A 26,593-nucleotide genomic window follows, 5' to 3' on the forward strand; every position below is an offset into this window, starting at 1 on the left:
CCTCTTTCGTCCAAAGTATGCACAACGCCCGCCCTGAGCGCGCAGCGCTCGGGGCGGGCGTTTGAATTACAGGCTGTTGGCCTCGTCCACCACCTTGCGGATGGCGTCGGCGGCGTCGGCAGGGAGCTTGTTGAAGCCGCCCTCGGCGCTCTCCAGACCGGTGACATAGTTCAGCCGGTCCTGCATCCGGGCCTTCAGCTGGGCCACATAGTCCTTGTCGCTGAGGTCCGGCACAAAGCCCTCCCACTCCAGGATCTCGATATCCTCGAAGGGGCCCCAGGGTTTGAACTGGGCCTTGCCTTCCACCACGGCCTCCAGGATCCCCAGAGTGTCCTCCTTCTGGACCTTCTTGCCCATGAAGTCGCCGGTGTTGATGATGTAGCAGGCCACGTTCTTCTCCGCCACCAGCTTCTTGAACTTCTCATAGTCGTTGGCCAGGGGATAGGTGCGGAAGGGGTTGGCGTAGGGCTCCACCACCAGGGCGTTGGGGTCCACGCCCTCCTTCAGCCGCTCGGCGCTGGAGCGCTTGGTGGCCAGCGTCGCGCCCATGACGGAGGCCAGGGAGGCGCCCTTGAGCTTGACGATGGGGGGGATGGTGGGATCCTTCATGATCCAGAAGATGGCATTGACCGGGGAGTCGATCTTATCCACCCGGTTGGGGGACCACAGCTTGGACTTGATGGCCCGGCCGTTGCCGTTGCGGATGTCCTCGGTGACGCAGACGACCTTGCCGTCCTCATCCAGGGTGGCGGAACAGTTCTGCACCGTCAGCAGATACTTGTTGTCCGGCGCGTCCACGGGATAGTCGGAGGTCTTATCGAAATAGGTGGGCTCCAGGGCGATGGAGGCGCAGGTATCGGTGTTGATGATGAAGGCGTCGTCGTGGAGGACCTTGATGGAGGGGTACTTACCGTCGTGCTTGGCGTGGGTCAGGGTGGACTTGCCGGAGCCGCTGAGGCCGAACACCGCCGCCACGTACTTGCTGCCGTTGTCCAGGGTGTACTCCTTCTGGCCGCCGTGGCAGGAGGCGTAGCCGTTGCGGTTGGCGATGGCCCAGGCTAGCGTTAGCGTACCCTTCTTGTGCTCGCCGAAGTAGCGCATGCCCAGAATGGCGGCGCAGTTGGTATCGGTGTTGAAGTAGCACAGGCACTTGGGGTCGCACACGGCCTCCTGGCCCGGGGCGCCGGTCCACTGGGGATCGGAGAAGATGTACACGTCGGGCTCCTTGCCGTCGCCGATGGGCTTGGAGGCCTTGTACATCTTGGTGTACTGATCGGACATGTACTGGAAGTTCAGCATCCAGTTGTACAGCAGGTTCTCCTCCCCCTCGGGGATCAGCAGGTGGGCTTTCACCATGAACTCCGGGTCCAGGCCGATGTAGACCTGGGCGTGGTACATGGTCTTCCAGCGGGTGTCGTAGACCGCGTCCATGAGGATCTTGTCCAGCGCGGCGGTAATGACACCCTCCTTGCCGGTGATCCGACGGGCAGGGGCGTACCGGCCGGTGATGGAGCCGTCGTTGAACAGCAGGACCTTGGCGTCCGGCTCCAGGCCGAATTCCTCGCCCCGGTAGACGGGCATGTCGGTGACCACGGTGCCGGGGGAGTTCTTTGCCAGCTCATAGGCCTCACGCAGGGTGTTGACCTTGATGACGTTGTTGCCGTAGAAGGGGGCCTCGATGATGGAGCGGGTCTTGGAGAACCCCACCTTGCCGGGGCCGATCTCGGTTCTGGGATAATAGGCTTTGGTAGACATAACAACTCCTCCTTCTAAGGTTTGGAAATTCGATAGTTAAAACTTACTATACAGCGGATTTCCTAAAAATGCAAGCAAAAAAACGATTGCTTTCGTGATTATATCAAAAATTTTGACAAAATCTCCGATAGACGTGCAAATTCCTCCAAAGTCAGCCGCTCGCCGCGGACGTCGGCGGGAAGGCCGCACTCCGCCAGGGCCTGCTGGACCTGCTGGCGGCTGATGCCGGGCAGGGCGGAGGAGAGAGAGTTGGCCAGGGTCTTGCGCCGCAGCAGGAAGCCGCCCCGGACGCAGCGGAAGAAGAAGTCCTCGTCGGCCACGGTCACGGCGGGCTGGTCCCGGCGGACACAGCGCATGACGGCGGAGGTCACCTTGGGCGGCGGCAGGAATTTCTCCGGCGGTACGTCAAAGAGGTACTCCGTCTCCATCCGGTATTGGAGGAACAAGGAGAAGGCGCCGCCCTGGCCGGAGCCCTGGGACGCGCACAGCCGCTGGGCCACTTCCCGCTGGATCATGACGGTGACGGCGCGGAAGCAGTCTGTCAGTGCCAGCTTTTCCAGCACCGGCGTGGTGATGTTATAGGGCAGATTGGCGCAGACCATGGGGGTCAGGCCGGCGAACTTCTCCGCCGCCAGGGCATTGAGGTCCAGTTTCAGCACGTCGCCCGGCACGATCTCCACGTTGGGGAAGGGGGCCATAGTCTCCGCCAGCACTGGCAGCAGCGTCCGGTCCAGCTCCACGGCCACCACCTTTCCGGCCCGCTGGGCCAGCTCCGCCGTCAGGGGTCCGATGCCGGGGCCGATCTCCAGCACGCCGCAGCTCCCGTCCGCGCCGGAGGCCTCCGCGATGGCGGCGGGCACCGCCGGGTCGATGAGGAAGTTCTGGCCCATGGATTTGGAGAAATGAAATCCGTGGCGGCCCAGCAGGGCCCGGATCTCGTCGCGGTCACAGAGGTTCATGGTGAGGTTCCGCCTTTCCGCAAAGTTGACTGTTTGAGTACAGTATACCAGAAACGGAGCCGGTTGCATAGCGCCGCGGACAGAAAAACTCCCCGGCAGCCAAAGCTGCCGGGGAGAAAACTGCATCGGGGAGGATCACTCCAGGATATAGACGGTACAGCCCCGCCGACCGAAGTTGATGCACTCCTGATAGGTTTCGTAGTACAGATCCACGATGTTGCCCCGGACGCCGGTGTCCTCGGCCACGGCCAGGCCGTAGACCACCGAGCCGTCGTTGGAGACGATATACATCCGGGTACCCAGCGGGATCACGCTCTTGTCCACGGCCACGGTGCCCACCCGCACGAAGGTGCCGGTAGCGGTGGTGTAGTCCGCTCCGCCGTGTCCGGCGGTGTAGGCGGTGGCGGTCATGGACTTGACGCCGGAGAAGGAGAGGACGGTGCCGTCCGTCAGGGTCAGGGTACCGCTGCCGTCGGCATTTTTTGCCACGCTGGCGATGCCCTCATTGACGTTGACAGCAGTCTCAGAGGCGGTGCCGTACTCTATGATCTCATTGACCACAGTGCTGTCCAGCTCCTCCACGAACTGGCGGGACAGCTCCTGGCCGTTGGACCAGACGATCTCATAGATGGAGGTGCGCACGCCGTTGGCGCCTTCCTGGACCACCTGTTCCGTGCCCTCCTTCATGGAGGGGTTGGCCACCCGGATGGTCTCGTAGGGCACATCCTCCGTGACCTCCTCGTAGTAGGTCAGTTCGGAGCCCACGGTGACCTCCACCTGATCCCCGGACACATCCACGGCCACCATTTCCAGGGGGCCGGGGGTGATGTGAAGACGGCTGAGCAGCTTGGAGACGGTCTCGCTTCGGGCCTGGGTGGTGAGGACCTCGCCGTTGTGGCGGACCACCACCGTCTGCTTGGAGGTCAGGGTCAGATCGTAACCCTCCTGCCCGCTGGACAAGTAGACCAGCTGGGAGGAGATCTCCCTGACCTGGGAGGACGCGTCATCGAGAATGATGGCGGAGTCCTCGGCGCCGGTGAGAATATACAGAGCGTTGGCGTGATCCATGGTGATCCAGCTGACGCTCACCACCGTGGCCGCCACAAACAGGGGCAGGCCATAGCGCCGCTTGAGGTGATGCAGTTTTTTGAGCAGGTTTGTTCTGTTCAAAGTGTTACCTCCTGAATGGTCTTCCTCTCTCTCATTTTTTCCCAAATGAGGAGAGCCCATACAAGGCTCTCTCAGAGAAAAAACATTTTGTAACTTTTGTTACCGTTTGGAAAACTGGGGTTAGTATACACCCAACTCCCACTCTTGTCAAGTTTTTGCCGGGAAACAGATGTTATGTCTCCCACCTCGGACACTTTTTCGACAATTCCTTCTCAAAAACGATTTCCACAAAAATACAAAAGTGTAACAAAAAAATAACACCTGGAAACGAAAAAAGCCGCCCCGACTCTGTCGGGGCGGCAGGAGGGACCGGGTCAGGCCACGGTGGGGGTGAAGCCCAGGTCCTCCAGTTCGCTCAGGGCGGTCTTGACGCAGTTGTCGCAGCCGTCGATGGTGACGGTCTTGGTCTCCAGGCTCACCTGGAACTTCAGGCCGGCGGCGGTCAGGGCGTTGGTGATGCGCTTGACGCAGTTCTCGCACATCATGTCGGGGACGGAAATGACAGTCATTTGAAATTCCTCCTATATCAAATAAATGAATGACGGTGAAACGCGGCTCAGCGCATCATGCGCTGGATGGTGGTCACCAGCTCGTCCACCACCTCCAGCTTGCCGGACTGGATGTCCTGCACCACGCAGGTGTGGATGTGGCTGCTGAGCAGCTCCCGGGAGAAGGCGTTGAGGGCGGACTGGATGGCGGACACCTGGGTGAGGATGTCCACGCAGTAGGCGTCCTTCTCCACCATGCCCCGGACGCCCCGGACCTGGCCCTCGATGCGGTTCAGGCGCCGGATCAGGGCGTCGTATTCCGCCTGCTGGCGGTGCTTGTGGCGGCAGAGGCACTCCTCCGCCGGGGCGGTGATCTCATGTTCCATAGTGAACCTCCTTTTTTCTCCAAGGTGCGGCGTCACAGCTTGGCCCGGCCCAGCCGCAGGGCGTTGCCCACCACGCAGACAGAGCTGAGGCTCATGGCCGCTCCGGCAAACATGGGGGAGAGCAGGGGGCCGCCGAAGGGGACCAGCAGCCCCGCCGCGATGGGGATGCCGACGGTGTTGTAGCAGAAGGCCCAGAACAGGTTCTCCTTGATGTCCCGCAGGGTCAGACGGCTCAGCCGCAGGGCCCGGGGCACGTCCTGGAGGTCCGAGCGCATCAGCACGATATCAGCGGACTCGATGGCGATGTCGCTGCCGCTGCCGATGGCGCAGCCCACGGTGGCGGCAGTGAGGGCAGGGGCGTCGTTGATGCCGTCGCCCACCATCATCACCGTGCGGCCCTGGGCCTGGAGCCGCTCCACCACTCCGGCCTTCTCCTCCGGCAGCACCTCGGCAATCACCTCGTCCACGCCCACCAGGGCGCCGATGTGGTCAGCGGCGGCCCGGTTGTCGCCGGTGAGGAGCACGGTGCGGATGCCCAGTTCTTTCATCTTGGCAATGGCGGCGGCGCTGGTGTCCTTCACCGGGTCCGCCACGGAGATCAGGCCCAGCAGCCGTCCGTCCCGGGCGAAGTACATGGGGGTCTGGCCCTGGGCGGCCAGGCGGTCCGCCTGCTCCGCGAGGGCGGAGACGTCCACGCCGCCCTCCTCCAGGAGGCGGCGGTTGCCCGCCAGGACCTCCGCGCCGTCCAGCCGGGCCCGGAGGCCCCGGCCGGAGAGGTTCTCAAAGTCCTCCGGACGGACGGACGGTACGAAGCCGTTCTCCCGGGCGTAGGCGGTGATGGCGGCGGCCAGCGGGTGGGCGCTGACGGCCTCCACCGCCGCGGCCACCTCCAGCAGCTCCGCCTCCGCGCCGCCCAGCGGCACCACCTCCGTCACGGCGGGGGTACCCTCGGTGACGGTGCCGGTCTTGTCCAGCACCACCGTGTCCACGCTGTGGGTGATCTCCAGGATCTCGCCGGAGCGGATCAGGATGCCGTGTTTGGCGCCCAGTCCCGTGCCCACCATGATGGCGGTGGGCGTGGCCAGACCCAACGCGCAGGGGCAGGCGATCACCAGCACGGAGGTGAACACCCGCAGTACGAAGGGCAGCTCCTGCCCGGCGATGGCCCAGACCACGGCGGCGATCAGTGCGATGGACATGACCACCGGCACGAACACCCCGGCCACCCGGTCCGCCACCTTGGAGATGGGGGCCTTACGGCCCTGGGCGTCCTCCACGAAGCGGATGATCCGGGCAAGGGTGGAGTCCTCGCCGGTGCGGGTGACTTTCACATACAGCGCGCCGTTGAGGTTGACGCTGCCGCCGATGACCTCGCTGCCGGTTCCCTTTTCCACCGGCAGGCTCTCGCCGGTCAGCATGGCCTCGTTGACGCTGCTCTCGCCGCCGGTGACGGCGCCATCGGCGGGGATCCGGGCGCCGGGCTTCACCAGCACCACGTCGCCCACCTGGAGGGAGGAGGTGGGCACCTCCCGGCCCGTGTCCGCCAGGATGGCGGTGTCCGGCGCCAGGCGCATGAGGGCGGTGATAGCGCCCTTGGTTTTCTGCATGTTCCGGCTCTCCAGGAATTTGCCCAGGGACACCAGGGTCAGCACCACGGCGGCGGACTCGTAATAGAGGTTGTGGACCTGCCCGGGATTGTCGGAGATCAGGAAGGTCATCACCACGCTGTACACAAAGGAGCAGGCGGAGCCGATGGCCACCAGGGAGTCCATGTTGGGATTGCCGTGGAACAGCGCCTTGAAGCCGCCCGTGAAAAACCGCCGGCCGCAGTAGAGCACCGGCACTGCCAGCAGCAGCTGCACCAGGGCGAAGTTGACGCCGTGGGTGTGCATGGACACGATGTCCGGCAGGGGCAGGGCCGGCAGGCCAAAGGGCAGCATCTGACCCATGGACACGTACAGCAGCGCCGCGGACAGCACAGCGGAGACGATTAGCTCCGTTTTCCGCCGCTTCAGCTCCGCCTCCTCGCTGCTTTCTTTGGCAGGGGCCGCGGCCGCCGCCTCCGCCCGCCGCTCCGGCTTCAGGGCGGCGCCGAAGCCGGCCTTCTCCACCTTGGCCACGATCTGCTCCGGCGTCACCTGCGTTTCATCGTAGCAGATGGTCATGACGCCGGTGGTCAGGTTCACATCGCTGCGCTCCACGCCGGGCAGCTTCCGGGTCACCCGCTCCACCGAGGCGCTGCACGCCGCGCAGTGCATGCCGCTGATGTCATAGCGCTCTTCCCGCATGGGGACCTCCAATCTCCAGGGAATACCCCTGGGGGGTATTTTATCTGAGACGCAGTATATACCCCTGGGGGGTATTTGTCAAGCCCCGGGAAAAATCTTCTCCTCCCATCGGGAAAAATTCCCGAAAGCCCTTGACTTCCAAGGGAACTGTGGTATGATGGCCTTAAGAAATCAAACAAAAAGTTTTTCTGGCTAAAAATTTTTGTATGCAGGTGATGACGATGAAAGAGCAGATCAAATGGACCGCCAACCGCATGCCCAAGAGCGAGGACAAGAACCTGGAGCTGATGTCTCTGGCCAATGTGGCCAAGGCCCGCTTCTTCCACAGCAGCTTCCCCCAGTACTCCATCACGCCCCTGGCCCGGCTGGACGGCATGGCCAAGTATCTGGGCCTGGGCGGCCTGTTCGTGAAGGACGAGTCCTTCCGCTTCGGCCTCAATGCCTTCAAGGTGCTGGGCGGCTCCTTCGCCATGGCCCGCTACATCGCCAAGGAGATGGGCCGGGACGTCAGCGAGATGACCTATGACTATCTCACCAGCGAGGCTTTCCGCCGGGAGTTCGGCCACGCCACCTTCTTCACCGCCACCGACGGCAACCACGGCCGTGGCGTTGCCTGGGCTGCGCACCGGCTGGGCCAGAAGGCTGTAGTCCACATGCCCAAGGGCAGCAGCAAGCCCCGCTATGACAACATCGCCAAGGAAGGCGCCCAGGTGACCATCGAGGAGGTCAACTACGACGACTGCGTCCGCATGGCTGCCGCCGAGGCCGCCGAGACTAAGCACGGCGTGGTGGTGCAGGACACCGCCTGGGAGGGCTACGAGGAGATCCCCTCCTGGATCATGCAGGGCTACGGCACCATGGCCGGCGAGGCCGCCGATCAGCTGCGGCAGATGGGCATCAACCGCCCCACCCACGTGTTCGTCCAGGCGGGCGTGGGCTCTCTGGCCGGCGCCGTGGTGGGCTTCTTCACCAACCTGTTCCCCAATGATCCCCCCAAGTTCGTGGTGGTGGAGGCCCGGGCGGCGGACTGCCTGTACCAGGGCGCTCTGGCCGGCGACGGCGAGCCCCGCATCGTAGACGGCGATCTGCAGACCATCATGGCGGGCCTCGCCTGCGGCGAGCCCAACATCCTCTCCTGGGACATCCTGCGCAACCACGTCTCCGCCTTCGTCTCCTGCCCCGACTGGGTCAGCGCCCGGGGCATGCGGATGCTGGGCGTGCCTGTCAAGGGCGATCCCACCGTCATCTCCGGCGAGTCCGGCGCCGTGGGCATGGGTCTGCTGGCTGCCATCATGGAGACCGACGAGTACAAGGACCTGCGGGATCACCTGGGCCTGGACCGGTTCAGCCAGGTGCTGCTGTTCTCCACCGAGGGCAACACCGACCCCATGAAGTTCCGCAAGGTACTGTGGGACGGCGAGTATCCCACCGTCTGATGAACGCAAAAAAGGAAGGCCGCATACGCGGCCTTCCTTTTTTATTATGTATGGCGCTGTCAGCGGCTGCCGCTGAGGGTCAGGGCCTCCAGGACCTGGTAGCGCTCCATGGGGAAGGGCTTTTTCATCTGGAGGGCTTCCTCCATGTCCAGATCCACGATCCGGCCGTCCTTGGTGGCGATGACGCAGTTGCCCTTGCCGGCTGCCAGGGCCATCACCGCCTCGTAGCCCATGCGGCTGGCGGTCTCCCGGTCCCGGACGGTGGGGGAGCCGCCCCGCTGGATGTGGCCCAGCACGGTCACCCGGGGGTCCAGACCCAGCTCCTCGTGGATGCGCGCGCCGATCTCGGCGGCGCTGCCGGCGCCCTCCGCCACCACCACCATGTAATGGGTGGTGCCGGCCAGCCGGGCCCGGCGGATCTTCTCCACGATGTCCGCGTCAAAGTCCACGGGCCGCTCCGGGATCAGCACGGCGGTGGCGCCCACGGCGATGCCCACATACAGCGCCAGATGTCCTGCATGGCGGCCCATGACCTCCACCACAGAGCAGCGCTCGTGGGACTGCATGGTGTCCCGCAGCTTGTCGATGCACTCCACGGCGGTGTTGCAGGCGGTGTCGAAGCCGATGGTGTAGTGGGAGCAGCCGATGTCGTTGTCGATGGTGGCGGGGATGCCGGCCACCCGGAGGCTGCCGTACCCTCTGGCGGCGGCCTGGCGGCTCAGGGCCAGGGCCCCCCGGAAGGTGCCGTCGCCGCCCACAGCCACGATGGCGTCCAGCCCCAGCAGCTTGCAGGTGGCCAGGGCCTTGTCCCGGCCCTCTTCCGTCATGAACTCCTGGCTGCGGGCGGTGTAGAGCATGGTGCCGCCCTTGTCGATGATATGACTGACGCTGGAAGCGTCCAGGGGCACGAAGTCGCTGGCAATCAGGCCGTTCCAGCCCCGCCGGATGCCCACGCAGCTGATGCCCTGGTCCAGGGCCGTCCGCACCACGGCCCGGACGGCGGCGTTCATGCCGGGGGCATCGCCACCGCTGGTCAATATTCCGATCCGATGGAGTTGCTGATCCATGGAGAGTCCTCCTTTTATCCCTTGAGTGCCCCGCGGCGCGGGGCGCTTTTTCCCTGATGATAGCGTTCTTTTGCTTCTCTGTCAATAACTTATGAAAAGATATGGAAAATTTAATAGAAAACGATTAAATATTTGTAAATAATTTTAGTACAAAAAAGAGGCGGAGCATTGGGCTCCGCCTCTTTAAATATTTGGATGGGAAGAGGGGGAATCAGACCTCTTCCGGCGCTGCTTCCTGCTCCGCGGCAAATTCCGCCTTGGCCTCGGCCAGGATATTCCGCTCCGCCTTGGTGGTCAGCTGGCTCTCGTCAAACCGGGCGAACAGGTCCGGCCGCCGGGCCATGGTGCGCTTGTAGCTCTCCTTCTTCCGCCAGGCAGCCACCTTGCCGTGGTCCCCGGAGAGCAGGATCTCCGGCACCGCCCGGTCGTGCCACACGGCGGGGCGGGAGTACTGGGGGTACTCCAGCAGGCCGTTCCAGTGGGACTCCTCCTGGAAGCACTCCTCGTCCGGCAGGACGCCGGGCACCATGCGGCACACGGCGTCGCACACTGCCATGGCGGGGATCTCCCCGCCGGTGAGGACGAAGTCGCCCATGGAGATCTCCTCGTCCACGCACTCGTCCAAAAACCGCTGGTCCACGCCCTCGTAGTGGCCGCACACCAGGATCAGGTGGTCGTAGCGCTCTTTCAGCTCCCGGGCCACCGCCTGGGTGAAGGTCCGGCCGCAGGGGGACATGAAAATGGTCCGGCCGGGACCGTAGGTGGTGACCACGTGGTCCCAGCAGCGGTACAGGGGGTCCGCCTGCATGACGGCGCCCCGACCGCCGCCGTAGGGGTAGTCGTCCACCTGCATCTGCTTGTTGGTGGTATACGCACGGATCTGGTGGGACTGGATGGCGATGTGGCCCCGCTCCTGGGCCCGGCCCAGGATGCTGACGTTCAGCATGGCGTCCACGGAGTCGGGGAAGAGGGTCAGGATATCAATTCTCATCGGACGCCATCCCCTCCCACACATGGACCTCCATGCGGTTTTGCTCCAGATCCACCGACTGGATGAAGGCCCCCTTCACCGCCGGGATCAGGTATTCCCGGGTCCCACGGACCGTGTAGACCTTGTGGGCGGGGTAGGGGTCCACCCGCACCAGCTCGCCCAGCGCTTCGCCGGTGGCGGCGTCGCAGACGGTCATGCCCAGCAACTCGTCGTCGAAGCACTCGCCGTCAGGCAGGTGGGCGTCGGCGCGGCGGATATACAGGTCCTGGTCCCGCAGGTCCAGAGCGGCGTTCATGTCGTCCACACCGGGGAACTTCATCAGCACCAGGCTCTTGTGGACGTGGTTGGCGGTGGGGGAGACGGGCTGGCCCTTCAGCAGGAAGGTGGAAAACTGCGTGAGAAAGGCCGGGTCCCCGTCCCGGGGCTGGACCCGGACCTCGCCCCGGATACCGTGGGCGCCGACGATGCGGCCGACGTTGATGATTTCCAGTTTCATGGGATACTCCTTTACAAAAGGTGGAGGCCGGAGCGGCGGCGCCCGGAAGGCAACGGCAGGCGGGGCGAACCGCCCCGCCTGCGCGCTTCCTAGGGAGCCTCATCCCCGGCGGCGTCCGCCTCGGCGAAAACGGGGAACAGAGAGATGGTCCCCGTGTCGTTGAGGTAGCGGAGCAGGGACAGAAGGATCGGCAGGCCGAACAGGCCCGTCACGCCGAAAAGATGGGTGCCCACAAACATGCTCATCAGCGTCAGCACCGGATGCAGGCCGATCTGCTTGCCCACGATCCTGGGCTCGATGATGTTGCGGATGACAGTGATGACCACATACACCACCAGCAGCGCCAGCGCCCGGGAGAAGTTCCCCTGCAGCGCCGAGAGGATCACCCAGGGGATCATGATGCCGCCGGTGCCCAGCACGGGGAGAATGTCGAAAATGGCGATCAGCAGAGCCACCAGCATGGCCCGCTCCACGCCGATGAGGCTCAGGCCGACGGACAGCTCCAAAAACGTGATGCACATGATGAGGGCGTAGGAGCGGATGCACACAAACAGCGTGCCCACCACATAGGACTTGATCTGGAGGACCACCCGCCGGGTGCTGCTTTGAAGGCAGCCCAGGCAGAATCCCACGATCCTGTCATAGTCCACGGCGATGAAGAAGGTGGAAATCACCATCAGCAGCAGCCGGATCAAAAAGCCCGGCAGGGAGGCGGCCAGGGAGGTGGCTGCGGACACGCCGCCCATCACCAGCACCGAAAGGCCGGAGACCAGCTGCCACAGCACATCCATCAGCTGGGCCTGCAGCTCCTCCAGCGCCGAGCGCAGGGAGGGGTCCAGCCGGGCAAAGAGGTCCTCCAGCCAGGTGAACATATCGGTCAGCTCCGGGAGGATGTAGGAGGTATACAGAGAGGGGATCTGCTGGACCAGGGAGGTGACGGCAATGCCGATCCGAATACCCGCCAGGGTCAGCAGCAGGCCGATGATCCCGTAGGTGAGCACCACCAGCAGCACCGCCGTCAGCCCCTTTGGCGCATGGAGCGTCCGGGACAGAAACACGATGGGCCGCCGCAGCAGATAGGCGATGACGAACGCCAGGGCAAAGGGCGTCAGCAGCGGCAGCGCATACTGCAGCAAAAGGTAGCCCAGTGCCAGGATCAGCGCCAGATACAGGACATCCACAATGAATTTTTTCTTTCTTTCAGTAGACAATGGGGCCTCCGATCCGGCGGGGATCTCAAAAAACGATCCTCTCGCCGCAGGTAATGGAGGAAACTGGTGGGCGCGCCGGAAGGGGAGGAGAGGCGTGTGCGGTCCGGCTGCGGCAGGGAAAAGTGAGAAAAGGAGGGTGCCTGGGGCGCCCTCCTTCCGCGTCCGGCTGAGACGAAAACGGGCCGGACAGATTGGTTCAGTCCACGATATCCACGGAAACCTTTACGCCGGTGCGCTGGGCGTAAGACCGGATCACCGTCCGGATCTCCTTGGCGATGCGGCCCTGCCGGCCGATGACCTTGCCCATGTCGTCAGGGGCGACGCGCAGCTCCAACGTCAGTTCCTGCGCGCCCTGGACCTCCGTAACGGAGACGGCGTCGGGATCGTCGACCAGGTTTTTGGCGATATAGAGCAGCAAGTCTTTCATGATCCGCCCTCCGGATCAGAGGACCTCTACTTTTTTCAGCAGAGCTCTGACGGTGTCGGTGGGCTGAGCGCCGGACTTGATCCAGGCCTGAGCCCGCTCGGTGTCGATCTTGATCTCAGCGGGGGAGACGCAGGGGTTGTAGGTGCCGATCTCCTCGATGAAGCGGCCGTCCCGGGGGAAGCGGGAGTCGGCGACGACGACACGATAGAAAGGAGCCTTCTTGGCGCCCAGGCGGCGCAGTCTGATCTTAACCATGATTGTTACCTCCGAAATGTAAAAAAGTTTTTGTATCTATAAATGCGAGAGCACTTATATCCGTATCAAAGGGGACCGCTGTTATTTCAACCGCTTCTTCCGGCCGAAGCCGTGCATCCGGCTGCCAAGCCCCGGCATCCCGGGGAACCGGCCGCCCTTGGACAGCTGCTTGGTCAGCTGCTGCATCATCTCGAACTGCTTGAGCAGGCGGTTCACATCCACCACCTGGAGCCCGCAGCCGGCGGCGATACGCCGCTTGCGGCTGGCGTTGAGGATCTGGGGATTTTCCCGCTCCAGGGGAGTCATGGAGAGGATGATGGCCTCGGTGTGGGCCATCTGCTTTTCGTCGATGCTGGCGCCGGAGAGCTGTTTGCCCAGGCCCCCGGGCAGCATCCCGGCGATCTGGCTCAGGTCGCCCATGCCCCGCAGCTGCTGGAGCTGCTCGTAGTAGTCCTGAAGGGTGAAGCGGTTCTTGCGGAGCTTTTCCTCCAGCTTGGCGGCCTGCTTTTCGTCGTAGTTCTGCTGGGCCTTCTCGATGAAGGAGAGCATATCGCCCATGCCCAGGATCCGGGAGGCCATCCGGTCGGGGTGGAAGGGCTCAATCATGTCCAGCTTCTCGCCGGTGCCCACGAATTTGATGGGCTTGCCGGTGGAGGCCCGGATGGAGAGGGCCGCGCCGCCCCGGGCGTCGCCGTCCAGCTTGGTGAGGACCACGCCGTCGATGCCCAGCGCCTCGTCGAAGGCGGCGGCCGCGTTGACGGCGTCCTGGCCGGTCATGGCGTCCACCACCAGCAAAATCTCATTGGGATGGACAGCGGCCTTCATCCGCTTGAGCTCGTCCATCAGCTCCTCGTCCACGTGGAGACGGCCGGCGGTATCCAGAAAGACGATGTCGTTGCCGTGGTCCCGGGCGTGGCGCAGGGCGTCCTGCGCGATTTGTACCGGGTCTCCCTGGCCCTCCTCAAAGACGGGCAGGTCCAGCTGTCCGCCCACGACCTTGAGCTGCTCGATGGCGGCGGGCCGGTACACGTCGCAGGCGGCCAGCAAGGGCCGCTTGCCGTTCTGCCGCCGCAATAAACCCGCCAGCTTGGCGGTGGTGGTGGTCTTGCCGGCGCCCTGGAGGCCCGCCATCATCACAACGGTGGGACCGTTATTGGCGGAGGCCAGCCGGGCGGTGCCGCCGCCCATGAGGTTCGTCAGCTCCTCGTTGACGATCTTCACCACCTGCTGGGCGGGGGTCAGGCTGTCCAGCACATCGGAGCCCACGGCCCGCTCGGTGACGGTGGAGACGAACTCCTTGACCACCTTGTAGCTGACGTCGGCCTCCAGCAGGGCCAGGCGGACCTCCCGCATGGCCTCCCGGACGTCGTTTTCCGTCAGGCGGCCCTTGCCCCGCAGGCGCTTGAACGTGGCATTCAGTTTTTCGGTCAGTCCCTCAAATGCCATGGGTTACTCCTTCAACGCACTGGTCTGTTCCAGGATCTGATCCGTCAGCTCCGACAGCCGCTGGTCCTCGTACTGGCGGTAGTTGATGGTGCGGATCTCCGCCGCCGCGGCGGCGATGGCGTCCAGATGGGCCCGCTGGGCCTCAAACCGGCGGATGAGGCCGGTTTTGTCCTCCACCTCCTGCATGATGCCCTCCGCCCGGACGATCACGTCCCGGACGCCCTGACGGGAGATGCCGGCGTTTTCCGCGATCTCGGCCAGGGACAGGTCCTCATTGTAATAGAGGTCGAAGAACTCCTTCTGCCGTTCGGTCAGCAGTTCCCCGTAAAAATCAAAGAGCATGGTCATGCGGTAGGTCTGATTTTTCATGGGACCGCCTCCTTCTGTAAAGTTATACCGCTTTACAACGACAATCAGTTTACAGGAAACCGGCAGAAAAGTCAAGGGGAAAGTGGGGAAAAATCCAAAAAAATTCTGCCCGCCTGAAAAAATCTTGCGGGCAGGGCAGAGGCGGCATAGAATGGAGCGGAACAGGAGGGGAGACCATGGTATTTGACGCCCATTCGGATCTTTTGTACGACGTGACCTGCCGGCGCCTTGCGGGGGAGAGCCGCGTGCTGGAGCGGTATCATCTGGCCCGGCTCCGCCGGGGCGGGGTGGAGGGGCTGGTGCTGTCCCTCTGGACGGGAATTGGTCAGGGCCAGACCTTCTGGCGGGACACCGCCTGGGCCGCGCCGGAGGCGGCGCCCCAGCGGCTGGAGGTGATGCTCTCCTGCGCCCGGGAGGAGATGGCGGAGTGCGGGGAGGTCCGGCTGGTCCGCACCGCGGCGGAGGCGGCAGAGGCCCGCGCCGCCGGGCAGATCTACGTCTTTCTGGGCGTGGAGGGCCTGGCGCCCCTGGGCACGGACCTGAGCGGCCTGGACCGCCTGGCCGCCCTGGGCGTCCGCACCGCCATGCTGACCTGGAACGAATCCAACGCCCTGGCCGCAGGGGCCGGGGCGCCGGACACGGGCCTCACGGCCCTGGGACGGCAGGCGGTGGGGCGGATGGAGCGCCTGGGCATGGTGCCGGACGTGTCCCATCTGGGGGAGAAGAGCTTCTGGGATCTGCTGGAGGCCGCCCAGGGACCGGTGATCGCCTCCCACTCCAACTGCCGGGCGCTGTGCGATGTCCGCCGGAACCTGACCGATGACCAGCTCCGGGCCATCCGGGACCGGGGCGGCGTGGTGGGGCTCAACAGCTACCACGGCTTTGTCCACGCCGACCGGGAGAGACAGACCGTGGAGACCCTGGCCCGCCACGCGGCCCGCATGATCGAGGTGATGGGGGTGGAGCACGTGGGCTGCGGCTTCGACTTCTGCCACTTCATGGGGCCCGGCAACGAGTCGGCGGAGGGGGTGGAGGACGCCGGGCAGGTCAGGAACCTGCTGGACTGTCTGGAGCGGATGGGTCTGACGGCCCGGGAGCGGGCGCTGATCGCCCGGGAGAACTTCCTGCGGCTTCTGGGCTGACCGTCAGCAGCCGGGGCGCGCCGATGTCCATTCCCAGGGCGCCCAAAGGCGCCGTCACCAGAATGGCCAGCACCGCCACGGACAGCACCAGCGCTCCGCAGGGCAGGCCCGCCGCCAGCGGCACGGAGCCGATGGCCGCCTGGACCGTGGCCTTGGGCAGGTAGGCGATGACGCAGAACAGCCGCTCCCGCCGGTTCAGCGCCGTGCCCGCCACGCAGGCCAGCACCCCCAGGGACCGGAAAGCCAGAGCCAGGAAGATCATGGCCAGGGCGGCGGGACCGGCGGCGAGGGTATAGCGCACGTCCACGGCGGCGCCCACCAGCACGAACAGCACCACCTCCGCCGCCAGCCACAGCTTGCCGAACTTTTCCGACAGCCGCCGGGATACCGGTTGGGGACACCGAATTCGCAGCATGCAGGCCATGGCCACCACTGCCAGCAGTCCGGAGACGGAGACGACGGGCTCTGCCCAGGTCTCCACCGCCATCAGCAAAAAGGCGGCGCCCAGGACGATGATGACCTTCATGCTGTTGCGGACATAGTTGCGGCGGGCGTAGGCGGTCTCGAAAAAGGCGCTGAGCAGCCACCCCGCTCCGGCGCCCAGGATGATGCCCAGAACGATGGACACCGGAATATCTGCCAGAGCACCCAGGTCGGCGGCGCCGCCCTGGGCCATCCCCAGGAAGGTGGAGAACAGCACGATGACAAACACGTCGTCGCAGGAGGCCCCCGCCATGATCATCTGGGGGATACCCTTGCCGGTGCCCCGGCGGGCCTCCATCAGCTCCACCATCCGGGGCACCACCACCGCCGGGGACACCGCCCCCAGCACAGCGCCCATGACCGCGGCCTCCACCCGGTCCACGCCCAGGATGGACGGGGCGAAGAGCACGAAGGCCAGGATCTCGCAGGAGGCTGGCACGCAGGACATCATGGCCGCCGGCCGGCCTACCGCCCGCAGCTCTGAGAGGTCCAGGGACAGGCCCGCCTTCAGGAGAATGATGATGAGAGCGATCTGCCGCAGGTCTGCGGACACCGCCAGCAGGTTGGGGGCCAGGGCGTCCAGGGCAAAGGGGCCCAGGGCGATGCCCGCCAGCAGCATCCCGATGATCCGGGGCAGCCCCGCCCGGCGGCAGACCGCCGCCGCGGCAAGGCCCAGCAAAAAGATGAGCGCCAGAGATGTGACCATATCAAATTTCCTCCCTTACGACGCAAAAAGCCGATGCCTCCTGCGACGAAAATCATCACAGAAGTCATCAGCTTTCAAAAGCGGTTCCGGGGGCCATCGGCCCGCCGCGGGAGAACTTCATTCCCGGGTGCTATTGTAGCGGAAAGCCGGCCCGGCGTCAAGCCCCGGGGGACGCGGAAAAATAGAATTTGAATTATCAGGGAAGATATACTATAATATCGTCTATATGTTCTGAAATCCCTGTTGAAACGGGAGGGCCCTTCCCTCCCCAAAGGAGTTGAGACCTTGCAAGCAACGAGAGTGCAGCTGGCGGACGGCGTCTATCTGACGTACCTGCCGGCGCGAAAATTCAAGACCAGCCTGCTCTCCGCCCAGTTCGTGACGCCCCTGCGGCAGGAGACTGCCTCCGCCTGGGCGCTGCTGCCGGCGGTGCTGCGCCGGGGCACGGTCCGCTATCCGGACCTGGAGACCCTGTCCGCCCAGCTGGACCGGCTGTACGGCGCCAGCGTGGAGTACACCATCCGCAAAAAGGGCGAGAACCAGTGCGTGGGCTTTGTGGCCAGCTTCATCGACGACAGCTTCGCCCCCGGCGGGGAGAAGCTGCTGGAGCCTGCGGCGGACCTGGTGGGCGAGCTGATCTGCGACCCGGTCACCGAGCGGGGCCGGTTTGTGGGCGCCTATTTTGACAGCGAAAAGACCAACCTGATCGACGCCATCCGCAGCCAGATCAACGACAAGCGGGATTACGCCGCCGCCCGGCTGCTCCAGGAGATGTGCGCCGGGGAGCCCTACGGCGTCAGCCGCCTGGGCGACGAGAAAACGGCGGAGAAGCTCCAGATGAAAAAGCTCTACGCCCAGTACGGGGAGCTGATCTCCACCGCCCGGCTGGAGCTCTTTTATATCGGCAGCGCCCAGCTGGAGCGGGTTCGCCGGGCTCTGGCCAACGCCTTTGCCACGCTCCCCCGGGACGGCATCCGGGACATCGCCGCCGCCGCGCCTCACCCGGCCCGGGCGGAGGTCCGCACCATCACCGAGGAGCTGGACGTGACCCAGGGCAAGCTGTGCATGGGCTTCACCTGCGGCAGCAGCGACCACACCGCGCTGCTGCTGGGCAACACCCTCTTCGGCGGCAGCAGCAACTCGAAGCTGTTTTTGAACGTGCGGGAGAAGCTGTCCCTGTGCTATTACGCCTCCTCCGCCTATCACCGGCAGAAGGGGCTCATCACCGTGTCCTCCGGCATCGAGTTCGCGGACTACCAGCGGGCCTATGACGAGATTCTGCGCCAGCTGGAGGCGGTGCAGAAGGGCCGGCTGGAGGACTGGGAGATGGGCGGCGCCCGCTCCACCCTCCTCAATGCCTACGCCTCCATGGGCGACTCCCAAGGCAAGCTGGAGAACTTCTACCTGGGCCAGGCGGCCACGGGGCAGACCGAGTCCCCGGAGGACCTGGCGGCCCAGCTGCGGGACGTGACCGACGAGCGGGTGTTCCGGGCCATGGAGACCGTGGGGCTGGACACCGTGTATTTCCTCAAGGGAAAGGAGGCCGCGGAATGAAGCAGACCTTTTACGAGCGGATCGGCGAGTCCGTCTACCGGGAGAAGCTGCCGAGCGGCCTCCAGATCTGCGTGGTGCCAAAGCCGGAGCACGCCCGGAAGTACGCCTTCTTCGCCACCCGGTACGGCGGCATGGACACCCGCTTCTGCCTGGACGGCAAGTGGCTGGATACCCCCGCCGGCATTGCCCACTATCTCGAGCACAAGATGTTCGACACCAAGGAGGGCAACGCCCTCCAGCAGCTGGCCCAGAACGGGGCGGAGCCCAACGCTTTCACCTCCAACGCCATGACCGGCTACTACTTCGACTCCACGGAGAAGTTCGAGGAGAACCTGGAGATCCTGCTCTCCTTCGTCTCCATCCCCTACTTCACCGACGAGAGCGTGGCCAAGGAGCAGGGCATCATCGGCCAGGAGATCCGCATGATCGAGGACAACCCCGACTGGCAGCTCTACACCCGGATGATGAAGGCCCTGTATCAGGCCCACGCCGCCCGGGAGTCCATCGCCGGCACGGTGGAGAGCATCTCCCACATCACCGCCCAGACCCTCTACGACTGCCACAAGGCCTTCTACACCCCCTCCAACATGATTTTGACGGTGGTGGGGAACGTGGATCCCATCCACGTGGTGGACCTGGCCCGGCGGATCCTGCCCCGGGAGGGCGGCCCCGTGATCCCCCGGGACTACGGCCAGGAGCCCGCCGCCGTGGCGGAGAAGGAGACGGCCATGGCCATGGAGGTGGCCGCGCCCCAGTTCCTCACGGGCTTCAAGTGCGATCCGGCGCCGGAGGGGGAGGCGTATCTGCGCCTGGCCGCCATCGGCGATATGGCCTGCGACATCCTGCTGGGGGACTCCAGCCCCCTGTACCACCGGCTCTATGACCAGGGCCTCATCAACACCAGCTTCGGCGGCGCCTTCGAGATGATGCCGGGTGTTGCCTACCTCTACGCCGGCGGCGACAGCAAGGACGCCCGCACCGTGGCGGCGGAGATCCGGAAGGAGGCCCGGCGGCTCACCGCGGAGGGCATCGACGAGGACTTCTACCAGCGGGTGCGCAAGGCCGCCTTCGGCGAGAACCTGCGGGGCCTGAACTCCTTTGAGAACATCGCCGTGACGCTGACCGAGGGCTATTTCCACGGCTACGATCCCCTCCGCTTCCCCCAGGTGTTCGACACCATCGGCAAGGAGGACATCGCGGACTTCCTGGCCCGCAACATCACCGAGGACCGCGCGGTCCTCAGTGAGATCGTGCCCAGAGACGGCGCAGACACAGAGAAAGAAGGAACTTGATCTTGAAAGGTTTAACGGACATGCCCATCAGTTTCCCGGGCCTATTCGGCGACTGGGAGTTCAATCCGGACCCCATCGCCATCCACATCGGCCACGGGATCTACTGGTACGGCATCATTCTGGCCATCGCCATGCTGGCGGGTCTGCTGCTGTGCATGAAGCAGGCCAAGCGTTACGGGCTCACGGAGGACAATGTGCTGGACATGGTGCTCTGGGCGGTGCCCTGCTGCATCATCGGCGCCCGGCTGTACTACGTGATCTTCTACCTGGACCTGTACCGTAACGCCGACGGCAGCCTCAACTGGGGCGAGATGATCGCCATTTGGGACGGCGGGCTTGCCATCTACGGCACGGTCATCGCCGGCGTGCTGGTGGCCTTCTTCTACACCCGGCACAAGAAGCTGAAATTCTGGGCCATGACGGACCTGGCGGTGCTGGGACTGCTGACGGGCCAGTGCATCGGCCGCTGGGCCAACTTCATCAACCGGGAGGCCTTCGGCGGACTGACGGACCTGCCCTGGCGGATGAAGATCTGGATCAGCAGCTATCAGTCCATCGAGGTGCACCCCACCTTCCTCTATGAGAGCCTGTGGAACTTCGTGGGGCTGATGCTGATTTTGTTCATCATCTCCAAGGGCCGCCGGTTCGACGGCGAGAACACCTGGTTCTACTTCCTGTGGTACGGCCTGGGCCGGGCCTGGATCGAGGGATTGCGGACCGACAGCCTGTACCTCTTCGACTGGACCTTTATGGGCTCTCCCATCCGGGTGTCCCAGGCCCTGAGCATGGTCATGGTGGTCGTGGCGGCGGTGATGCTGTTCTACAACATCAAGATCAAAAAGCGCAGCGCCGAGGACCTGCTGGTGAACGTGGTGGCCCGTGCGGCGGAGGAAGCCGCCCTGGAGGCTGAGGTGGCCGGAGCCATGGAGGCCGGTGAGAACGACCCCGTCGGTGTGATTGCAGAGACGGAGGTGACTTCCACCCAGGCGGATCAGCCGTCCTCTGCAAAAGAAGAGGTGATCTCCGGCGAGGCGGCGGTCCCCGCGGAGGAGATCTCCGAGGCCCCGGAGAGCGAAGCGGAGGAGATCCCCGCCGACTCTGCGGACGAGCGGGAGAAGGAGGGCACCCATGGCGGCGACCATCATTGACGGAAAGGCCCTGGCGGAGAAGGTCAAAAAGCGGACAGCGGCCGCGGCGGAGGGCCTGCGGCGCCGGCCCGGCTTGGCGGTGATCCTGGTGGGAGACGACCCGGCCTCTCGTGTTTATGTAAACGGAAAAGAGCGGGACTGCGCCCAGTGCGGCTTCCTCAGCTTTGAGCACAAGCTGGACGCCGGCACCTCTCAGGAGGAGCTGCTGGCCCTGGTGGACCGGCTCAACCGGGACGATGCGGTGGACGGGATTTTATGTCAACTTCCCCTGCCGAAGCACCTGGATGAGGAGGCGGTCCTGAACGCCATCGCCCCGGACAAGGACGTGGACTGCTTCCACCCGGTGAACGTGGGGCGGCTGTCCATCGGCGCACCGGTGTTTCTGCCCTGCACCCCTGCCGGCGTCATGGAGATGCTGAGAGAGTACGGCATTTCCCCGGCGGGGAAGCGGTGCGTGGTGCTGGGCCGCAGCAACATCGTGGGCAAGCCCATGGCTATGCTGCTGACCCAGGCGGACGGCACCGTGACTGTCTGCCACTCCCGGACGCCGGACCTGGCGGCCGTCACCCTTGAGGCGGACATTCTGGTCTCCGCCGTGGGACGGGTGGGCCTGGTCACCGCCGATATGGTGAAAGCGGGCGCCGTGGTCATCGACGTGGCCATGAACCGCAATGCCGAGGGAAAGCTCTGCGGCGATGTGGACTACGCCGCCGTAGCGGAGAAGGCCTCCTACATCACCCCGGTCCCCGGCGGCGTGGGACCCATGACCCGGGCCATGCTGATGGCCAACATCCTCACCGCCGCCCGCAATCACGGGGCGTGAGGGAGAACAGGCAACAAGAAGCGGCTGACGAGATCGTCAGCCGCTTCTTTCTATATACAGCCTCCGTTCCGCCGCAGGATGCGGGATCGGAACAGGGGAGGACGTCATGCGCCGTCCGCCGCCCGCCGCAGACGCAGGTTGGCGCGGACCCGCCGCCGGATCCGGACCAGCTGGCGGTGGTAGACCGCCGCGCCCACCGCCGCCGCCAGAGCCGCGCCGCCCGCGGCGTCCAGCAGGGAGTGCTGCTTGATGAGCACGGTGGACAGGCAGATCAACACGGCCAGTGCCGTGGCGGCGACGCCGGGCCACCGGCGGCGCCGCAGGGAGGGGCAGTCCCACACGGCCCAGGCGGCGCCGATGGACCCCACCACATGGACCGAGGGGAACACGTTGGTGTTGGTGTCCACGGTGTACAGCGCGGCGATCCAGCGGGAGAAGAGATCCGTCCGGCCCGTCAGGTCCGGCCGCAGGTCCTGGCCGCTGGGGAGCAGGAACCAGATCAGCAGGCTCAGGAAAAAGCTGGCCGCCAGGAAGGCCATGTACCGCCGGAACCCGGCCCGGTCCGCCGCCAGCAGATACAGGCCCACGGCCACCAGCAGGGGATACCACAGGCAGTAGAACACCACAAAGACCGGGCAGAAGGGGATCAGCCGGTCCAGAGGCAGCTGAGTGGCCCAGTATCCGTCGGTGATGAGCCGCTCCAGCAGGAAGAAGCAGATTAGATACACCGGTACCCACAGGGCATAGCGCAGCTCCCGCAGATAGGCGAGCCTGCGTTCCGGCAGCCGTTTCATGGTGTCCCCTCCTTTTTTTCTCTACGGTAGCACAGATTTCCGGCGGCTCCGTGAACAATCCGCAAAGAAATTGTGAACGTTTTGAACAGTCCTGAAGAGAGGATGCCCGGCGCCCGGCGGTTTTAACCCCTTTGGCGCAAAAAAAGAGAGCCGCTTGCGGCGGCTCTCTTTTGCGTGGGTCAGCGTTCCTCACGGAAGTAGGCAAGGCCCAGACTGGCGGGGGGCTGGTTCTCCCGCTTTTTCCGCAGGGAGGTGATGATCAGCACCGCGATGGTGACCAGGTACGGCAGCATCTTGAACAGCTCGATGTCCTTCCGGGCCAGGCCGGGGATGATGAGGTACACCCAGAACAAGAAGCCGAACAGATAGGAGCCCCAGATGGCGTTGACGGAGCGCCAGGTGGCGAAGATGACCAGGGCCACGGCCAGCCAGCCCAGAGACTCGATGGTGCCGTCGTTGGCCCAGGTGCCCTTGATGTAGTCCATGGTGTAGTACAATCCGCCAAGACCCGAGATACCGGCGCCGATACAGGTGGCCAGGTACTTGTTGCGGGTGACGTCAATGCCGGCGGCGTCGGCGGTGGCCGGGTTCTCGCCCACGGCCCGCAGGTTCAGGCCCCGGCGGGTGCGGTTGAGGAACACGTGCATGACGACGGCGATGATGATGGCCAGATACACCATGAAGCCGTAGCTGAACAGCAGCTTTCCCACGACCCCGAGGCCGGACAGGCCGGGGATGGTGGCCCGGTAGGCGGCGCTGGTGGCGGAGACGGAGATCTGGCCCACGCCGCCGGCCATGGTGTTGAGGCTGCCGCCGAAGAAGTTGGCAAGGCCCCCGCCGAAGATGGTCAGGGTCAGGCCGGTGACGTTCTGGTTGGCCCGGAGGGTGATGGTCAGGAAGCTGTACAGCAGGCCGCCCAGGGCCGAGGCCGCGAAGGCCGCCACCAGGGAGATCAGCACGCACAGGATGGCGGAGGGAGAGGCGGTGCTGCCCTCGTAGAAGAAGGCCGCCGCCAGACCGGAGATGCCGCCCAGGTACATGATGCCCGGGACGCCCAGGTTCAGGTTGCCGGATTTCTCCGTCAGGATCTCGCCGATGGCGCCGTACATGATGACGGTGCCGAAGCAGATGGAGGATTGCAGCAGACGGATGACCACTTCATTCATTTTTCCTCGGCCTCCTTTCTGCCACGGAAGATGACCCGGTAGTTGATGAAGAACTCACTGCCCAGGATGAAGAACAGGATGATGCCGGTGATGATGTTGGAGGCATAGTCGTTGAGGTTGAACTGAGAGGCGATCTGGATGGCGCCCTTCTGCAAAAAGACCAGCAGGAAGGAGATCAGGATCATGACGAAGGTGTTGAACTTGGCCAGCCACGCCACGATGATGGCGGTGAAGCCCCGGCCGCCGGCAGTGGCGGTGGAGATGGTGTGGCTGACGCCCGCCACCTCCATAAAGCCAGCCAGGCCGCAGATGGCGCCAGAGATGGCCATGGTGCGGATGGTGACCTTCCGGACGTTGATGCCGGCGTAGCGGGCGGTGTTCTCGGAGTCGCCCACCACGGAGATTTCATAGCCATGCTTGGAGTGCTTGAGGTAGATGTACATGCCCACGGTCAGGGCCAGCACCAAAATCACGTTGAGCCCGTAATTCTGGCCCAGCACCGCCGGGAACCAGCCGTAGCCGGTCATCTGGTTGATGACGCCCACGGTGTTGGAGCCGATGGGGTTTTCCCACATGGCCACGCAGTAGCTGGTGATCTGGATGGCCACGTAGTTCATCATCAGGGTGAACAGGGTCTCGTTGGTGTTCCAGACGGCCTTGAACACGGCGGGGATCACGCCCCAGAGGCACCCGCACAGCAGGCTCACCACCGCCATGACCACCAGCAGCGCGGGGGTGGGCAGCGCGCTGCCGTAGGCCCGCATGATGCCGGCGGTGATGACGCCGCCGATGAGGATCTGACCCTCGGCGCCGATGTTCCAGAACTTCATCTTGAAGGCGGGGGCCAGGCCCACGCCAATGCACAGCAGCATCATGGCGTCCCGGATGGTGACCCAGGACCGGCGCTCCGTACCGAAGGCGCCGTCGAAGATGGCCTCATACACCTGCACGGGGTTCAGCTTGGTGACCGCGAAGATGAACAGGCCGCTGACCACCAGGGACAAAATCACGCCGATCACGCGGATGCCCCACGCCTTGGGCGTGGCGATGGCGTCCCGCTTGGCGATGCGGAGCAGAGGCTCCTTGTGTTGCTTGACCTGGCTCATACCGCCGCGCCCTCCTTTCTGAACTTGGTCATCAGCAGACCCACTTCCTCCTTGGTAGTAGTCCGGGCGTCCACGACGCCGCTGACCTGTCCGCCGCAGAGCACCAGGATCCGGTCACACAGCTCCAGCAGCACGTCCAGATCCTCGCCCACGTAGACTACGGCCACGCCCTTGAGCTTTTCCGCCGTCAGCAGGTTGTAGATGGTGTAGGAGGTGTTGATGTCCAGGCCCCGGACGGCGTAGGCCGTCATCAGCACGGAGGGCTCCTGGGCGATCTCCCGGCCCACCAGCACCTTCTGCACGTTGCCGCCGGAGAGGCGGCGGACAGGGGTGTTGAGGCTGGGGGTCAGCACGTCCAGCTCCGTCTTCACCTTCTCCGCCAGCTCCCGGGGGGGCTTGCGGTTGAGGAGGGGGCCGGCGCCGGAGCGGTAGGTCTTGAGCATCATGTTGTCCACCATGCCCATGGAGCCCACCAGGCCCATGCCCAGCCGGTCCTCCGGCACGAAGGCCATGGACACGCCGATGCTGTGGATCTGCCGGGCGGTCTTGCCCAGCAGATCTTCGCCCGCGCGGTCCACGGGGGCATGGGTGCCGGCGATGGGTTCGTCGGGTGCAGGGGGATGGTAGATGACGTGGGAGCCGGGCTGGGTGGGGCGGAGGCCGGCGATGGCCTCCAGCAGCTCCTTCTGGCCGCTGCCTGCGATGCCCGCGATGCCCAGGATCTCGCCGCCGAAGGCCTCGAAGGACACGTGGTCCAGGGCCTTGACCCCGTCGGCGCTCAGCACCGTCAGGTCTTTGACCTCCAGCCGCAGATGGCGGTTTTCCACCAGGGGCCGGTCGATGTTCAGCGTGACGGCGTGTCCCACCATCATGTCGGTCAGCTTCTGGGGATTGGTGTCGGCGGTGGCCACGTCGCCGATGTACTGGCCCTTGCGCAGCACCGCCACCCGGTCGGAGACCTCCATGACCTCGTTGAGCTTGTGGGTGATGATGACCATAGCCTTGCCGTCGGCCTTCATGTTGCGCATGACGTCGAAGAGCCGGTCCGTCTCCTGAGGGGTCAGCACGGCGGTGGGCTCATCCAAAATCAGAATGTCCGCGCCCCGGTACAAAACCTTCACGATCTCCACGGTCTGCTTTTCGGAGACGGACATATTGTAGACTTTTTTATTGGGGTCGATCACAAAGCCGTATTTGTCGCAGATCTCGTTGATCCTGGCGGCCGCGGCCTTCAGGTCCAGCTTCTGCCTGCCCTCCAGGCCCAGGACGATGTTTTCCGCGGCGGTGAACACGTCCACCAGCTTGAAGTGCTGGTGGATCATGCCGATGCCGCAGTCGAAGGCGTCCTTGGGGGAGGCGATGGTGACGGCCTGGCCGTTCACCAGGATCTCGCCCTCGTCGGGGAAGTAGATGCCGGCCAGCATGTTCATGAGGGTGGTCTTGCCGCTGCCGTTTTCGCCCAGCAGAGACAGGATCTCTCCTCGTTTGATGTCCAGCGAGACGTGGTCATTGGCGACCACCTTGCCGAACCGCTTGGTGATGTGCTTCATTTGAATGGCGTAGGTTTGTTCCAAGCGAATCTTCCTTTCTTTTAGTTCAGGCGTGCCCTCCGGAGGGAAAAGAAAAGGGAAAAGA

General features: G+C 64.5%; 25 protein-coding genes. 6 read left to right on the forward strand and 19 right to left on the reverse strand.

The window, feature by feature from the left end:
• Positions 1 to 66: 66 nt before the first annotated feature.
• From KFE19_15560 to KFE19_15585, 6 genes are all read right to left on the reverse strand, one after another.
• Positions 67 to 1,755: a phosphoenolpyruvate carboxykinase (ATP) gene (locus KFE19_15560; protein QUO37747.1), complete on the reverse strand. Its 1,689-nt coding sequence runs from the start codon at positions 1,753 to 1,755 to the stop codon at positions 67 to 69.
• A 98-nt stretch (positions 1,756 to 1,853) separates the two neighbouring features.
• A complete protein-coding gene (rsmA, locus tag KFE19_15565; protein ID QUO37748.1) occupies positions 1,854 to 2,714 on the reverse strand; it encodes a ribosomal RNA small subunit methyltransferase A in 861 nt (286 codons plus the stop codon).
• Positions 2,715 to 2,849: 135 nt separating this feature from the next.
• Complete coding sequence (locus tag KFE19_15570) at positions 2,850 to 3,884, reverse strand: G5 domain-containing protein (protein ID QUO37749.1); 1,035 nt, start codon at positions 3,882 to 3,884, stop codon at positions 2,850 to 2,852.
• Between the two features lie 314 nt (positions 3,885 to 4,198).
• The gene (locus KFE19_15575; GenBank protein QUO37750.1) at positions 4,199 to 4,393 is read right to left on the reverse strand and encodes a heavy-metal-associated domain-containing protein; all 195 of its coding nucleotides are present in this window, start codon (positions 4,391 to 4,393) and stop codon (positions 4,199 to 4,201) included.
• A 47-nt stretch (positions 4,394 to 4,440) separates the two neighbouring features.
• Complete coding sequence (locus KFE19_15580) at positions 4,441 to 4,758, reverse strand: metal-sensing transcriptional repressor (protein QUO37751.1); 318 nt, start codon at positions 4,756 to 4,758, stop codon at positions 4,441 to 4,443.
• A 32-nt stretch (positions 4,759 to 4,790) separates the two neighbouring features.
• Positions 4,791 to 7,046 (reverse strand): copper-translocating P-type ATPase, encoded by a 2,256-nt coding sequence (locus KFE19_15585; GenBank protein ID QUO37752.1) that lies wholly within the window; start codon positions 7,044 to 7,046, stop codon positions 4,791 to 4,793.
• 221 nt (positions 7,047 to 7,267) lie between these two features.
• On the opposite strand from KFE19_15585, the gene dpaL reads away from it, so the two are divergent.
• Positions 7,268 to 8,482 (forward strand): diaminopropionate ammonia-lyase, encoded by a 1,215-nt coding sequence (gene dpaL, locus KFE19_15590; GenBank protein QUO39657.1) that lies wholly within the window; start codon positions 7,268 to 7,270, stop codon positions 8,480 to 8,482.
• Between the two features lie 59 nt (positions 8,483 to 8,541).
• Here the strand turns inward: dpaL and KFE19_15595 are convergent, their stop codons facing one another.
• The 8 genes from KFE19_15595 to KFE19_15630 all read right to left on the reverse strand — a co-directional run bounded on the left by KFE19_15595 (position 8,542) and on the right by KFE19_15630 (position 14,744).
• Entirely contained in the window at positions 8,542 to 9,549 is a 1,008-nt protein-coding gene (locus tag KFE19_15595) for a 6-phosphofructokinase (protein QUO37753.1), read from the reverse strand.
• Positions 9,550 to 9,760: 211 nt separating this feature from the next.
• Positions 9,761 to 10,540, reverse strand: coding sequence for a tRNA (guanosine(37)-N1)-methyltransferase TrmD (trmD, locus tag KFE19_15600; GenBank protein QUO37754.1), 780 nt, complete (start codon positions 10,538 to 10,540; stop codon positions 9,761 to 9,763).
• Entirely contained in the window at positions 10,530 to 11,036 is a 507-nt protein-coding gene (gene rimM, locus KFE19_15605; GenBank protein QUO37755.1) for a 16S rRNA processing protein RimM, read from the reverse strand. The genes trmD and rimM overlap by 11 nt, the downstream gene beginning before the upstream one ends.
• Before the next feature lie 89 nt (positions 11,037 to 11,125).
• Positions 11,126 to 12,247, reverse strand: coding sequence for a sporulation integral membrane protein YtvI (gene ytvI / locus KFE19_15610; protein QUO37756.1), 1,122 nt, complete (start codon positions 12,245 to 12,247; stop codon positions 11,126 to 11,128).
• A 196-nt stretch (positions 12,248 to 12,443) separates the two neighbouring features.
• A complete protein-coding gene (locus KFE19_15615; protein QUO37757.1) occupies positions 12,444 to 12,674 on the reverse strand; it encodes a KH domain-containing protein in 231 nt (76 codons plus the stop codon).
• A 15-nt stretch (positions 12,675 to 12,689) separates the two neighbouring features.
• Positions 12,690 to 12,932, reverse strand: a complete 243-nt coding sequence (gene rpsP / locus KFE19_15620) for a 30S ribosomal protein S16 (protein QUO39658.1) — start codon at positions 12,930 to 12,932, stop codon at positions 12,690 to 12,692.
• A 78-nt stretch (positions 12,933 to 13,010) separates the two neighbouring features.
• Positions 13,011 to 14,375 (reverse strand): signal recognition particle protein, encoded by a 1,365-nt coding sequence (ffh, locus tag KFE19_15625; protein ID QUO37758.1) that lies wholly within the window; start codon positions 14,373 to 14,375, stop codon positions 13,011 to 13,013.
• Positions 14,376 to 14,378: 3 nt separating this feature from the next.
• The gene (locus KFE19_15630; GenBank protein ID QUO37759.1) at positions 14,379 to 14,744 is read right to left on the reverse strand and encodes a DNA-binding protein; all 366 of its coding nucleotides are present in this window, start codon (positions 14,742 to 14,744) and stop codon (positions 14,379 to 14,381) included.
• A gap of 176 nt (positions 14,745 to 14,920) precedes the next feature.
• Between KFE19_15630 and KFE19_15635 the strand changes: the two genes are divergently transcribed.
• Positions 14,921 to 15,886 (forward strand): membrane dipeptidase, encoded by a 966-nt coding sequence (locus KFE19_15635; GenBank protein QUO37760.1) that lies wholly within the window; start codon positions 14,921 to 14,923, stop codon positions 15,884 to 15,886.
• Here KFE19_15635 and KFE19_15640 read toward each other — a convergent pair.
• Positions 15,792 to 17,075, reverse strand: a complete 1,284-nt coding sequence (locus KFE19_15640; protein ID QUO37761.1) for a cation:proton antiporter — start codon at positions 17,073 to 17,075, stop codon at positions 15,792 to 15,794. The two genes, KFE19_15635 and KFE19_15640, sit on opposite strands and share 95 nt — an antisense overlap.
• 285 nt (positions 17,076 to 17,360) lie before the next feature.
• Here KFE19_15640 and KFE19_15645 point away from each other — a divergent pair, with 285 nt between their 5' ends.
• Genes KFE19_15645 through folD form a run of 4 tightly spaced genes read left to right on the forward strand, consistent with a single transcriptional unit; the run spans position 17,361 to position 21,892 of the window.
• Entirely contained in the window at positions 17,361 to 18,629 is a 1,269-nt protein-coding gene (locus tag KFE19_15645; protein QUO37762.1) for an insulinase family protein, read from the forward strand.
• Positions 18,626 to 19,921, forward strand: a complete 1,296-nt coding sequence (locus KFE19_15650; GenBank protein ID QUO37763.1) for an insulinase family protein — start codon at positions 18,626 to 18,628, stop codon at positions 19,919 to 19,921. Before KFE19_15645 ends, KFE19_15650 begins: the two co-directional genes overlap by 4 nt.
• Positions 19,922 to 19,923: 2 nt before the next feature.
• Positions 19,924 to 21,069 carry a prolipoprotein diacylglyceryl transferase gene (gene lgt / locus KFE19_15655; GenBank protein QUO37764.1) on the forward strand — a complete coding sequence of 382 codons (1,146 nt, stop codon included), beginning with the start codon at positions 19,924 to 19,926 and terminating at the stop codon, positions 21,067 to 21,069.
• Positions 21,050 to 21,892, forward strand: coding sequence for a bifunctional methylenetetrahydrofolate dehydrogenase/methenyltetrahydrofolate cyclohydrolase FolD (folD, locus tag KFE19_15660; protein ID QUO37765.1), 843 nt, complete (start codon positions 21,050 to 21,052; stop codon positions 21,890 to 21,892). The genes lgt and folD overlap by 20 nt, the downstream gene beginning before the upstream one ends.
• Positions 21,893 to 21,996: 104 nt before the next feature.
• On the opposite strand, the gene KFE19_15665 is transcribed toward folD, so the two are convergent.
• From KFE19_15665 to KFE19_15680, 4 genes are all read right to left on the reverse strand, one after another.
• Positions 21,997 to 22,686, reverse strand: coding sequence for a phosphatase PAP2 family protein (locus tag KFE19_15665; protein ID QUO37766.1), 690 nt, complete (start codon positions 22,684 to 22,686; stop codon positions 21,997 to 21,999).
• A 179-nt stretch (positions 22,687 to 22,865) separates the two neighbouring features.
• Entirely contained in the window at positions 22,866 to 23,852 is a 987-nt protein-coding gene (locus KFE19_15670) for an ABC transporter permease (protein ID QUO37767.1), read from the reverse strand.
• The gene (locus KFE19_15675; GenBank protein ID QUO37768.1) at positions 23,849 to 24,958 is read right to left on the reverse strand and encodes an ABC transporter permease; all 1,110 of its coding nucleotides are present in this window, start codon (positions 24,956 to 24,958) and stop codon (positions 23,849 to 23,851) included. The genes KFE19_15670 and KFE19_15675 overlap by 4 nt, the downstream gene beginning before the upstream one ends.
• On the reverse strand, positions 24,955 to 26,532 hold the full coding sequence (locus KFE19_15680) for an ABC transporter ATP-binding protein (protein QUO37769.1): 1,578 nt from the start codon (positions 26,530 to 26,532) through the stop codon (positions 24,955 to 24,957). The genes KFE19_15675 and KFE19_15680 overlap by 4 nt, the downstream gene beginning before the upstream one ends.
• Positions 26,533 to 26,593: the final 61 nt, after the last annotated feature.

This window comes from Dysosmobacter sp. Marseille-Q4140, assembly GCA_018228705.1.
In the GTDB taxonomy this organism is placed as follows: domain Bacteria; phylum Bacillota; class Clostridia; order Oscillospirales; family Oscillospiraceae; genus Oscillibacter.